At 29.2% G+C, this 13,822-nt stretch carries 11 protein-coding genes; all 11 read right to left on the bottom strand.

Annotated elements, in window-relative coordinates; all coding sequences use genetic code 11:
* Positions 1-7: 7 nt before the first annotated feature.
* The 11 genes from kdpB to hisD all read right to left on the bottom strand — a co-directional run bounded on the left by kdpB (position 8) and on the right by hisD (position 13,593).
* Positions 8-2,065 carry a potassium-transporting ATPase subunit KdpB gene (kdpB, locus tag ACTG44_RS08420; protein ID WP_021384347.1) on the bottom strand — a complete coding sequence of 686 codons (2,058 nt, stop codon included), beginning with the start codon at positions 2,063-2,065 and terminating at the stop codon, positions 8-10.
* A gap of 24 nt (positions 2,066-2,089) precedes the next feature.
* Positions 2,090-3,766, bottom strand: a complete 1,677-nt coding sequence (gene kdpA / locus ACTG44_RS08415; RefSeq protein WP_479918593.1) for a potassium-transporting ATPase subunit KdpA — start codon at positions 3,764-3,766, stop codon at positions 2,090-2,092.
* A gap of 46 nt (positions 3,767-3,812) precedes the next feature.
* Positions 3,813-3,890 (bottom strand): K(+)-transporting ATPase subunit F, encoded by a 78-nt coding sequence (gene kdpF, locus ACTG44_RS08410; protein ID WP_154106831.1) that lies wholly within the window; start codon positions 3,888-3,890, stop codon positions 3,813-3,815.
* A gap of 421 nt (positions 3,891-4,311) precedes the next feature.
* Entirely contained in the window at positions 4,312-4,944 is a 633-nt protein-coding gene (locus ACTG44_RS08405) for a YitT family protein (protein ID WP_021384339.1), read from the bottom strand.
* Between the two features lie 372 nt (positions 4,945-5,316).
* Positions 5,317-6,279, bottom strand: coding sequence for a sugar ABC transporter substrate-binding protein (locus ACTG44_RS08400; RefSeq protein ID WP_479918592.1), 963 nt, complete (start codon positions 6,277-6,279; stop codon positions 5,317-5,319).
* Between the two features lie 22 nt (positions 6,280-6,301).
* Positions 6,302-7,252, bottom strand: coding sequence for an ABC transporter permease (locus tag ACTG44_RS08395; RefSeq protein WP_479918591.1), 951 nt, complete (start codon positions 7,250-7,252; stop codon positions 6,302-6,304).
* 22 nt (positions 7,253-7,274) lie between these two features.
* Entirely contained in the window at positions 7,275-8,771 is a 1,497-nt protein-coding gene (locus tag ACTG44_RS08390; RefSeq protein ID WP_479921586.1) for a sugar ABC transporter ATP-binding protein, read from the bottom strand.
* Between the two features lie 12 nt (positions 8,772-8,783).
* Positions 8,784-9,968 (bottom strand): hypothetical protein, encoded by a 1,185-nt coding sequence (locus ACTG44_RS08385; protein ID WP_479921585.1) that lies wholly within the window; start codon positions 9,966-9,968, stop codon positions 8,784-8,786.
* A complete protein-coding gene (locus tag ACTG44_RS08380; protein ID WP_479918588.1) occupies positions 9,961-10,911 on the bottom strand; it encodes an N-acetylglucosamine kinase in 951 nt (316 codons plus the stop codon). The genes ACTG44_RS08385 and ACTG44_RS08380 overlap by 8 nt, the downstream gene beginning before the upstream one ends.
* Before the next feature lies 1 nt (position 10,912).
* On the bottom strand, positions 10,913-12,007 hold the full coding sequence (locus tag ACTG44_RS08375; protein WP_479918587.1) for an ROK family protein: 1,095 nt from the start codon (positions 12,005-12,007) through the stop codon (positions 10,913-10,915).
* 320 nt (positions 12,008-12,327) lie between these two features.
* On the bottom strand, positions 12,328-13,593 hold the full coding sequence (gene hisD, locus ACTG44_RS08370) for a histidinol dehydrogenase (protein WP_479918586.1): 1,266 nt from the start codon (positions 13,591-13,593) through the stop codon (positions 12,328-12,330).
* Positions 13,594-13,822 lie beyond the last annotated feature (229 nt).

The raw sequence follows: 13,822 nt of genomic DNA, 5'->3' as shown, positions 1-13,822 counted from the left end.
CCATTTATTAACCTAAATTAAGAACCATTACTAAAGGTGTAATTAATAAATCAATTAATTTTATTCCTAAAAATGGAACTATAACTCCTCCAAGACCAAAGATAATCATATTTCTCATTAACATAGCTTGTGATTTCATAGGTCTATATTTTACGCCTTTCATTGCAAGAGGTATTAAACATGGGATGATTATAGCATTAAATATTAAAGCTGATAATATCGCACTAAATGATGTAGAAAGTTTCATTATATTTAATATCTCCATTTGAGGTATTGCAAGAGTAAATATAGCTGGTATAATTGCAAAATATTTTGCAACATCATTTGCTATACTAAAAGTTGTCAAAGCTCCACGAGTTATTAAAAGTTGTTTTCCTATTTCAACAACTTCTAATATCTTAGTTGGGTCTGAATCTAAATCTACCATGTTTGCTGCTTCTTTTGCAGATGTTGTACCACTATTCATAGCAAGACCTACATCTGCCTGAGCAAGTGCAGGAGCATCATTTGTTCCATCACCTGTCATAGCTACTATTTTACCTTCTAATTGTTCTTTCTTTATAGCATCTATTTTATCTTCTGGCTTACATTCTGCAATAAATCCATCTACTCCAGCTTCTCTTGCAATTGTAGCTGCTGTTAGAGGATTATCCCCCGTACACATGATTGTTTTTATTCCTATCTCACGAAGTCTAGCAAATCTTTCTACAAGCCCTGATTTTACTGTATCCTTTAAGTAGATAATTCCATATATCTCATTATCTACACATACTACTAAAGGTGTACCTCCTAATTTAGCTACTCTGTTTACATTTTCTTCTAAATCTTCTGGCACTATTCCCCCAGATTCTTTTACTCGTTTTATTATACTATCATAAGCACCTTTTCTTATAGCGCTACCATTAGCTAAATTAATCCCACTCATTCTAGTTTGTGCAGAAAATTCTACGAATTCAGCTTGCTCTGCTTCTTTTGTTTTACCTGTTGAACCTAATTTCATTCCTAAATCAACTATAGACTTTCCTTCTGGTGTATCATCTTTTAATGAACACATAACAGAATAGTTTATTAAGTCTTTTGAGTCTGCATTTCCAACTGCTATAAATTCTGATGCAAGTCTATTTCCATAGGTAATAGTACCTGTCTTATCCAAAATCATAGTATCAACATCACCACAAGCTTCTACTGCTTTACCTGACATTGCAATAACATTGAATCTCGTTACTCTATCCATACCTGCAATACCAATAGCTGACAATAATCCACCTATAGTAGTTGGTATTAAGCACACCAAAAGTGCTATCATAGTAGAAATTGGAATCTTAACCCCTGCATAATTTGCCATTGGATAAAGAGAGATTAATACAACCATAAATATAAGAGTTAATCCCACTAACAATGTATTTAAAGCAATCTCATTTGGCGTTTTTTGTCTTGAAGCACCTTCTACAAGAGCTATCATTTTATCTAAGAATGATTCCCCTGGTTTTGTTGTTATTTTTATTTTTAACCAGTCACTTACAACTGTAGTACCCCCTGTAACAGAAGCGAAATCTCCACCAGATTCTCTCATCACAGGTGCGGATTCTCCAGTTATTGCTGATTCATCCACAGAAGCTATTCCTTCTATAACTTCTCCATCATTTGGAATAACTTCCCCTGCATTTACTAAAACAATATCGCCAAGTTTTAGTTCGCTTGCACTTATCATTTTTTCATTTCCTAGCTTATCCAAAACCCTTGCTACTGTGTCTTTTCTAGTTTTCTTCAATGTATCTGCTTGTGCTTTTCCTCTACCTTCAGCTACAGCTTCAGCAAAATTTGCAAAAAGCACTGTTATAAATAATATTATTGTCACAATCCCATTATAGGCTCTTAAATTATTGCCTTCATCACCAAACAAGCTAGGTATTATTGTAAGTATCAATGTTACTATAAAGCCAATCTCTACAACAAACATAACTGGATTTTTCATCATATATTTAGGATTTAACTTTTTAAAAGCTTCTATAATGGAAGTTTTGAAAATATCTTTTGTAATAAACTTTGTTTTTTTAGTTTCCATAAAACTTTACTCCCTCCCAATTTTTTAGTGCCATAACACTAGATGCTCTGAAATAGGTCCAAGCGCTAAGGCTGGGAAAAATGTTAAAGCACCAACAATTAAAACAACCAGTACTAAAATTATTGTAAATGTGAAATTATCTGTTCTAAGTGTTCCTATACTTTCATTTACAGCTTTCTTAGATGCCAATAAACTTGATATAGCAAGTAGTATTATAATAGATACATATCTTCCAAAGAACATAACTATACCTGTTGTTATATTCCAAAACATAGTATTATCTCCTAGACCTTCAAATCCTGAACCATTATTGGCCGCTGAAGATGAAAATTCATATAATACTTGTGATAATCCATGGAATCCAGGATTTGAAATTCCTTCAAGCCCTGCTGGTACTGCAACTGAAAGACCAGAGAACATAAGTATCAAAAGTGGGTGTAGTATAATAAGTAAAGCAATAAGCTTCATTTCTTTTCCTTCGATTTTCTTAGTTAAAAATTCTGGTGTTCTTCCTACCATTAATCCACATAAAAACACTGCTATTATGGCGTACATCAACATATTCATAAGACCTACACCTTTACCACCAAATACAACATTTAACATCATATTCAAAAGTGGTACTAGACCTCCTAAAGGAGTTAAGGTATCATGCATATTATTAACTGTACCTGTTGTAAATGAAGTTGTTACTGTTGTAAATAATGCAGATTGTGCTATACCAAATCTAACTTCCTTACCTTCCATACTTCCCATACTTTGACTAAGCCCCAATTGTGATAAAATAGGATTCCCTGAACTCTCTGCTTTAAAACAAACCATTAGACCTATTAAAAATATGATTGACATTGCCCCAAATACAACCCAACCTTGTTTTTTATTCTTTATCATATGCCCAAATGCAACAACACAAGCTCCTGGTAATATCATCATAGACAACATTTCTACTATATTTGATATTATAGTTGGGTTTTCAAATGGGTGTGATGAATTTGAACCAAAGAATCCTCCACCATTTGTTCCTAAATGTTTTATTGATTCAAGAGCTGCTACAGGACCTCTAGCTATATCTTGAAGTTTTCCTTCTATAGTAGTCACTGTTTCTGTTCCTGCAAAAGTTTGTGGTACTCCTTGTGTAACTAATATAATCCCAACAATTAAAGCTCCTGGCAAAAGTACTCTTGTTGTTATTCTAATTAAATCTACATAAAAATTTCCCATTGTTTTCTTTTTACCAACCAAACCTCTTACAAATGCCATCGCAGCTGAATATCCTGTTGCTGCTGATGTAAACATCATGTATATTATCACTGTCATCTGACTAAAATATGAAAGCCCTGATTCACCTGAATAATGTTGAAGGTTTGTATTTGTCATAAAACTTATGATTGTATTGAATGATAAACCTTGTTCCATGCCTTTAATTCCACTTGGATTAAAGATATGCATACTTTGAGTTCTAAGTATGATATATCCTATAAATACCATAGCTGCATTTGTAAATACTAAAGCTAAGGCATACTGTTTCCAATTCATTTCTTTTTTCTTATCTATACTACATACCTTATATATACAATTGTCTACTTTATCAAATAGTCTATCTCCAAATGTTTTTTGATTAGTGGCTATATGATATAAATACTTGCCCATAGGTATTACTAAAATCATAAAAATTGCCAACACTATTACTATCTGCACCATAAAAATTGTTCCCCCCAATTCAACTTACTTATTAGCCTTATACTATTTAAAATTTTTCAGGATTAATAAGCGCATACACCAAATATATTACTAACATTATAATTACAACTGCCAGAAACCACATAGGTAATCCCTCCATACATTATTTTTTTTCAGTTTGTTTCCCACACCAGTCAGCAAGCAACTTCATGGAAATAAATCCTATGAGTAACAATGCTATCATAACTATATCCAACATTTTAACTCCTCCATTTAATTTAATTTCTTTTACAAATTTTAGTTTTGTATTGCTACTTCATTTATCTTATCATTTTAGGTATAAAGATAGGATTAAGAAACATCTATTACTGATTAGTATTTCATAAATATAAAATTGAGTTTTTAAAACATACATCTAGCAACCGTATTCCTAGAGATTCCAATACAATTCATTATGTTGAATTTATAAAAATCTAGATAAGAAAATGTCTACTATAAATATTTAGACGCAAAAAAAGATGGCAAATTTGCCATCTTTAATAAAATCTAATGTTATTTAATTTATATTAACATTCTGGAACTATGTCATTACTTATATCCATATCTAAACTTTTACCATGATAATAGATAAAATCAATTACTTTACCACTAATTGTAACAGCAATCAAAGAATAAAATATATCAAACGCTGATAGATAAAATAATGATAACAACAATACAATAACATCTGTTGCTAAATAAACTTGCCCTATGTTCAAAGATGTAGTCTTAGAAATTACTAATGCTAAAGCATCGTCTCCTCCTGATGCACAACCTGCTTTTACTACTATACCTACACCAGTTCCAACAGTTACACCTGCCAAAACAGTTGATAAAAGCATATTTTGTGATTGTGGTACCAGAGGTCCTATAGCTTCAAATAAGTCATATAACACTGAAAAAGTTATAGAAGCTACTATTGAATATATTAGGAACTTTTTACCGAAAAATTTATATCCTACTAAAAGTAGTAAACCATCTATTACAACATTTGCTATTGCTGGTTGTATATTGAATAAATTTTTTAACAGTAGTAAAATACCTAACACTCCACCTTCTGTTATGTTGTTTAAATAATAAAAATTGTAAACTCCAAATGCTAATATTGCTGAACCTAAAAATATAAGTCCAATCCTTTCTAAAAATAACCGCCTGGCCATACATATCCCTTCCTTTTTCTTAATTTATATATATTATATACAAAAGAATTGGCTTTGTATACCGCACTTTTCAAATCTTTAATTATACAAAATTTCTATATTTTTTTCAACATTTTTTTTATGTTTTTTTATGTTTTTTTAGCGTTCCATCTACACCTAAGTATTTCCAACACCTTAGACGTTTTCCTTTTTTACAAAAGTTTATATTAATTTGACTTATAATTTAGTATAGTTAAGTCTTTGTTTATATTAATTTTTTATTTGTTTAGAAATACTATTCAATAATTTATCACTAAGTTAGATTTAAAAAAAGAGTTACTTTAGAAACTATATAAAGTAACTCTAGTTATTTTATTTATTTTCTGTAATACTTTACCATTCACCCTTAAATTCTGAAATATTGTCCTTGTTAACTTCAACTTGTTTAATTTGTGTAACAGGTTCTACTTTTTCACCTTTAAGGAAATTAGATGCCTTTTCTACAACTAATGCTCCTTCTTCCACAGCAGACATATAAGTTGTACCATCTATTAATCCATCAGTTATAGCTTTTAATCCATCTTTACTTCCACCCAAACCTATAACTTTAACTTTATCTTTAAGACCAGCATCTTTTAAAGCTTGTCCTGCTCCTGTAGCAGAGTTATCATCTTGGCATATTATAACATTAAAATCAGTTTTCTTTTGAATTAAATCTTCTGTTACCTTTAATGCTTGTTCTTTCTCCCAATTTGAAGTTTGGTTATAAACTATTTGTATGTTACTATCTTTTAATTCTTTCTCAAGACCTTTTTTTCTTAATACTTGTGGAGTAGTTCCTGGAACACCTTCTATTAATACAGCCTTTCCTCCAGCTTCTCCTAATAAGTTTTTAGCAATTTTACCTGTTAATGCTCCTGTCTCTTCCTCATTTTGTCCTATATATGTAACTAAGCCTTTAAATTCTCCTGTTGGATTACTTCCTATAGAATTTGTAAATGCTATTATAGGAACATCTGAATCATTAGCAGCTTTAACTATTCTCTCACTTACAGCAGAATCAACTCCGCATAATGCAATCATATCTACGCCTTTAGCCATAAAATCTTCAGCTTGTGACAATTGTTTACTAGCATCCCATTGAGCATCTGCATATTCTACATTTACACCTAATTCTTTAGATTTTGCATCTATCCCTTGTTTAGTTGCTACAAAGTAACCTGTTGAACCTGGCAATAATACTGCTACTTTCTTTTCTCCACTCGTTTCTTTGCCACCACCATCAGAACATCCAACTAGACTGAATATCATAATAAGTGATAGTAAAAACGCTAAATGTTTCATTAATTTTTTCATAAAAAATTCCCCCTCTTATTTTTTATCTTGAAGCAAGTTTTTTCTTGCTATAAGAATCAAATCCAACCGCTGCTAAGATTATTAATCCTTTAAATATGTACTGGAAATATACATCTATTCCAAGAAGATTAAAACTGTTGTTTATAACACTCATAAGTAATACACCTATAACTGTTTTAAGTACAGAACCAGAGCCTCCTGCCACGGAGGTACCTCCTATTACAACAGATGCAATTGCATCCATATCATATCCTTCACCTGCAATCGCAGTGGCAGTTCCAAGTCTTCCAGTTAGCACAATACCAGCTATCCCTGCAAGTATAGCATTGATAATAAATACTTTTATTTTATGAGAATCTACATTTATACCATTAAGTTTACTTGCTTCTTGATTACCTCCTACAGAATAAACATATCTACCAAACTTAGTTTTATTAAGTACAACAAATGAAGCAAATACTACTATAAAGAAAATTACTACTGGTATTGGTATATTAAACAAATATCCATTTCCAATGTAATCAAGTATTGGTATATTCTCAGTAATTGGATATCCTCCTGTAAGCATCAATAACAATCCTCTTACAATAGTGACCATAGCCATGGTAGCTATTAGTGATGGTACATTTATCTTTGCAACTACTATCCCATTGATTAATCCTATTACTGCACAAATTGCTATACCTAAAATCATAGATACAAACAAATTAGTTCCACCAGTTGCAAATTTCATTGTTATAGCACCTGCAAGAGCTGCTACTGCTCCAACTGATATATCAAAGTTTCCAGATATTATAACAAAAGTCATACCTGCTGAAATTATTCCGATTATAGAAGATTGTCGTAAAAGATTAAGTATATTTTGTTTACCTAAAAATGATGGAGTTGCAATACTTATAGCTATACATAAAGCTAAAAAACCTATTAATACTCCATAATCTCTTAAATTTAATTTCTCAAAAGCTTTTTTCATCTCAGTCCTCCATTTTTATTTTTTATACATTAAATATACTACTCATTATGTCTTGAACCTTTATATTCTCATTTTTTAAATCATCTACAATAGAACCTTCTCTAGTTACTAAAATTCTATCACTTACTCTTATTACTTCTTCTAAATCAGAAGATATAAATATTACTCCTATTCCTTTACTTGAAAATTCTTTTATTGTATTAAAAATATCTTCTTTTGCAGCAATATCTATTCCTTTTGTCGGCTCATCATATATTATTAAATCTAAATCTTTCTCTAACCATTTAGAAACTACTACTTTTTGTTGATTTCCACCACTAAGCTCTTTTACCTCTTGTTTTACATCACTAACTTTTATTCCTAGTTCTTTAACACCCTTTTTAGAAAACTCAATTTCCCTATTTCTATCTATAAACAAGAATTTCTTGAATTTATCAATTTGTACTGATGCTGAATTAGTATATATAGCTTGCTCTAAAATTAGACCTAGATTTTTTCTGTCCTCAGGAATCAACCCTATTTTATTTTTTATAGCAATTTTAGGAGAAGTTATATCTACTTTTTTACCATTTATAAATATATCTCCACTATCTTTATTATCTATCCCAAATATCAAATTTATAATTTCAGTTCTTCTTGAACCTACAAGACCTGCTAGACCTACAACTTCTCCTCTATAAACTTTAAATGAAACATTTTTTATTTTATTGGACCAACTTATATTCTTAACTTCTAGTACTGGAGGTTCTTCATACTTTGCAAATGTATAATCCTTTTTCTCAATGAGTTTATGATTATCATTTCCTGTCATAAGTTGAGTTATTTTTAATTTAGTTAAGTCTTTTACATCATAAGTTCCAATCATAGTTCCATTTTTCATTATACTTGCACTATCACATACCTTAAAAACTTCTTCTAATATATGAGAAATGTAAATTATTGTTTTGCCTTTAGCTTTCAATCTATTTATTATTTTAAATAGTCCATCTTTTTCATTGTTAGTAAGTGATGTTGTCGGTTCATCCATTATGATAATTTCAGAATTACATGAAACAGCTTTCATTATCTCAACCATTTGTTGATTTGCCACACTCAAATTAGAAACTACTGTATATGGGTCTATATTAAAATCAAAATCTTCACAAATCTTAATATATTCTTCTAGCATATCTTTCTTATTTAAAAACACGATTCCCTTTAAAGTTTCTCTACCAAGAAAAACATTTTCAAGTACTGTAAGTGTTGGTATCAGACTTAACTCTTGATAAATTATGCTAATACCATTTTCTTTAGAATGATGTGGGTTTTTAAATATTATTTCATTGCCATTTAAAATCACTTTACCTTTAGTTTGAGGATGAACGCCTCCTAAAATTTTAATAAGTGTAGACTTACCTGCTCCATTGGCTCCCAAAAGTGCTCTTACTTCTCCTTTTTCTAAGTCAAAATCTATACCCTTTAAAACATCTACCTTCCCAAAGCTTTTATATATTTGTTGCATTTCCAGTATTTTACTCACTATATCACCTCACTAATTCCTAAACCATTTTATAACTTCATCAATATTTTCTTTTGGTGCTGATAATAAATCCCAAGATAGAACATACCCTTTTACTGCTGTCTTATTTATATTTGAAATATTCTCACTTATGTATTTAGGTGTAACAGGAGCTATAATTTCTTTGTTATTTATTTCAATACCTATATATATATCTGTAGCAATATTTTTTGTCATAAAATCGATTTCCTTCAGTACAAAGTTTATAGGATATATATCTCCTCGATACTCTTTGATTCCTAAAATTTCTAAAAAACTTTCTTTTGCAAGTTCTTTATTTCCATGTACAGATTCATCAACTAATCTTTCAAATTCAAATGGTAGACCTGCTGGAGCTTTTGTAGCTCTATACATCATTGGTTTTATAAAATCTGCTACGTCTTGTAATCTTTCTAAATCTTGACCTGCAAAGTAAGAAATAAAAGGAGAAAAAGTATCTATACCTATTTTCAATCCTTTGTTTTTGAAATAATTGCTTATATCTTCTAACGCATTGTATATATTTTTACTTTTTATTTCGAAAAAATCTTCCCATATTTTATTTTTAAATTTGTATTTTCCATTAGTGTATTCTGTTATACCAAATGGGGTATTTTCATTGCCTATAACTTCACTAGACATATTCTTCATTTCCATAATTAATGACTTTTTATCAATATTGCTTGCTTTATAAATAGGTAAACAATCTTTGCAAAAACAATTAAAAACACCATTTAATTTGTTTGAAAAAGAACCATACCTTATCTTATCTAAGAAAATTCCATCAAAATCAATTTCACTAAAATAAGTATTATAAACTTTCTTTATATTTTCTATATTTTCCTTATTATTTGGACAATAAAATTCAAAATTTTCATCTTCTTGTAAAGCGTATCCTTTAACTTCTTTTCCAGTATAATCAACTAATAAATTACTTTTTTTAAGTAATCCTATTTCTGAAAAACATGGTAACCAAAGATATAATTCAACATTATATTTTTTTAATAGTTTTTTAGTTTCTATATATAGCTCTTTATCTACACTCCAACCCATAATGACCTTTTCTATTTCAATACAGTCCAATAATTCTAATAATTTATGTTTTATATCATTAAATTTTATTTCTTTGTTTTTAAATCCACCTGTAAAGATTTGTACTATTACTTTTTTTCTATCCATGTTTGACCCTCCTATTAGCTAATGCCATAGCAAGCCTTATACCTCCATATACTGGCTGATTTTCTTGGAGTATAAATTTCAATTTTTTATCTGTATTTTCTCTTTTTAAATTATTCATTAACATTTGAGCATATACAGTTCTGTTTAATGTACCACCGGATAAAACTATATTTATTTCACTTTTATTATCTTTCATTGAATTAGATATCTTATTTAATATTACTTGAGCTAATTTAGACAATTCAGTTGATGACTCTTCCAATATTTTAATAGCTAATTTATCACCTTGTTCAGCACAATCAATCACTAATGAAGCTAAATTTGCTATTTCAACATTGTTGTTTATCTCAGTAATTGTATATGTAAGTTGTTCAAAGCTATCTGTTCTAAAGAAATCTAAAACGCAATTAAACAAATCACTATATTCATGACACCCATCACAATAAAGTAAAACTTTCTTTAGTAATTTTCTCCCTATATCATATCCAGAACCCAAATCACTAAAGTTATATCCCCATCCACCAACTCTATATATTTCTCCATCTTCTCTAATTCCCAGTATTATTGAACCTGTCCCAGCTACAATTACCAGGCCAGGAGCATTAGTTTGTGCATAAAAAGCTAAAACTGCGTCATTTACTAGATATATTTTTTCTTTATCTAGTCCAATCTTTAATATTTCATCCATTATAATATTATAATCATTAGGAGAATCACACCCAGATATACCAAATACAGTGTACTCAATATCAGCATAATCAATATGTAAATCTTTTAATATTTTATTAAATCCATTATTAATATTTTCATATGTTTTTTGAATTCCAACTGACTTATAATTAGTTGAACCTGTAGTATGTTCCTTTAATATGTTCCCATCTAAATCACTTACACAAAATTTTGTTTTTGTTCCTCCTCCGTCTATTGAAATCAAATATTTCACATTAATATCCTCCTTTTTTATTAGATAAGGAATATTGATAGTCAGTTTCTTTTAAACACATACTAATTACTCCATCTATACTTCCTTCTTTCAATGATTCCACCTTTATTAGTCTAGGGAAATTTTCTTCTCCAACACTCTTACTTACATCTTTTTTTATAAATTCCATGTCAGCTTTAGTTAATATATTGCACTGTATAATCATAGCTTCTGGATTTAAAACACAAACAAGGGTCCTTACAAAATTTGATATTATAGATAAAATTTCTTTTTTAAATTTATTATCTTTGCTCTCTAAGTATCTTTTTCTTAAGCTTAAAATATAATCTTCAATAGTTAAATTATTGCTATTATACTTGCCAAATTCTATATTTAAATAACCTAATTCTCCAGCAAAATTTGTATTACCTAGATATAATTCACCGTTTATAACTATACCAGAACCAATACCATCTTCTAAATACATAAGTGCCATATTTTTATATTCATCTTTATACTGTTTTTGATAAATTCCTATAGTAGTAATATTTGTATCATTTTCTATAAATACTTTAGTATTGTATTTACTCTTTATTAAATCTTCTAAATTTATTCCTTCCCAACTTTTTATAGTTGGTATATTTTTAACTACACCATTTTTTACAACTCCTGGAACACCAATCCCAATAGCCCTTATATTGTTTCCTCTTACATTTTGAATTAGAGTATCTATAACAAAAAAAGTATCTTTGTTAACGTTTTCATATGTATCCATTCTTATATTGAATTCTTCTTTATAAGTTATATCACCTAATAAATTTGCAACTACCCCTATACAGCTATTTCTATAATAATATAAAGCTATTATGTGTTCTAAGTTTGCATTTATTTCAAATAATTGAGCTCTTCTCCCTCCAGTAGACTCACTTAATCCACTTACTTTAACTTCCTTCTTCAAAGCTAACTGTTCTACAATTTTATTAACTGTAGCTAAACTCAACTCAGTAATACTCGAAATTTCTGGTTTTGTTATAGGTCCTTCATTTTTTATAATATTTTTTATTAAGTCTTCATTTACTTTTTTTATCGTCTGTGGTTTTCCAACTATATTTTTCATAAACAACACCTTACTTTATAAACTTTATTTATTAAGTTTAGTATAATATGTGTAAGTTAAATTTGTCAACAAATTTTCAATAAGAAAGTCGTTTCAAGATAAATTAAAATTATCATAAAACGACTTTTCTATTATAACTTCATACATATATTATATTTTTATAAAATTTATAATGGGTGTAAAGCTACTATTGAAACTCTTCTAACCTTTAAACTTGATGTATTTTCATATGTTATAAAAATATTTTAAAGTTGTTTATATAGTTGTTCATATGGTTGTTTATATAAAAGAAATAAATTTAAAATAGATTGTTTCTAAATCTATTTTTTAAATCTAACTTCAGCTGCCTTTGCATGTGCATATAATCCTTCTTCTTTTGCTAGTTTTTCAGCAATAGGTGCCAATGATTCTATAGCTTTTTCATTTAATATCTGCTTTGTACAAGTTTTTATAAATGTACCAACCCAAACGCCACCAGTATATCTTGATGCTTTAAGTGTTGGCAATGTATGATTTGTACCTGAAACATAATCACCAAATACTTCAGCAGAAAGATTTCCAATAAATAGCGAACCATAGTTAATTAATTTATCACAAATTTCATTATATTCCTTTACTGCAACTTCTAAATGTTCTGGAGCATAAAAATTACTTATTTTAATGGCTTCTTCCATATCATCAACCAGTATTATCTCTCCATTATTTTCCCATGAATTATATGCTATATCTTTTGTTGGCAAATCTTTTAACATAATTTTTATATTTTTTTCAACTTCTTGCGCTATTTCTAAACTATTTGTTAATAATATCCCCCTTGCATTTAAATCATGCTCACATTGTGCTAATAAATCAGCTGCAATATAAACTGGATTTGAAGTTTCATCAGCTATTATAAGAACTTCACTTGGGCCAGCCACAAAATCAATCCCTACTTGGCCATAACATTGTCTTTTAGCTTCAGTTACAAATTTATTCCCTGGTCCCACAATTATGTCAACTGGATTAATCTTTTCTGTACCATATGTAAACGCTGCTATAGCTTGAACTCCTCCAGTTGCATATATTTCGTCAGCTCCTGCTATATCCATAGCTACCAATGTTTTAGGATTTATATCTTCAGTATTTTTCATAGTTGGTGAACATGCTACTATTCTTTTTACACCCGCAACTTTTGCAGGTATTATAAGCATAAGTGCTGTTGAAAATAATGGATATTGTCCACCTGGAACATATGCAAGGCATGACTCTATTGGAATATTGGTTTGACCCAAGATTACTCCTGGATAAATTTCTTTTTCAAAAGAATTTTCAAAACTTAGTTTTTGAGCTTTAGCAAATTCTCTTATATTTTCAGCAGCAATCTTTAAATTATTTATAAATTCATTATCTACATGTTTATAAGCTTCTTTTATCTCTTCTTTAGTAATTCTAAATTCATCTCTGGTATTTCTGTCAAACTTCTCATTGTATCTTTTAAGTGCAACATCTTTATCTCTTCTTATATCTTCTATTATAGAACTTACTTGCTCTCTTAAAACCTTTTCATCTACCTTTTCTTTTGTGCTTGATGTTTTAATGCTTTTCATTTTTTACCTCCTAATTTTACAATATTATTATCATTTAAAATACATCAATAAATAAAAACTCCCACCCTCTATTAAAAGCTAGAGGATAGGAGTCTAATCATATTGTACTCACCTCACTAACTGAGCACTATTTGTCTAATAACTATACTTATAATTCTTCTAATCATTAATTTTTTTCTGAATTTTCTCTTTATTATACATAATATGATATATTTTAACTATTGATTTG

This window comes from Clostridioides sp. LIBA-2809 (assembly GCF_056688965.1).
The sequence above is the reverse complement of the archived record's forward strand: the minus strand, read 5'-3'. Positions and strand labels throughout refer to the sequence as shown.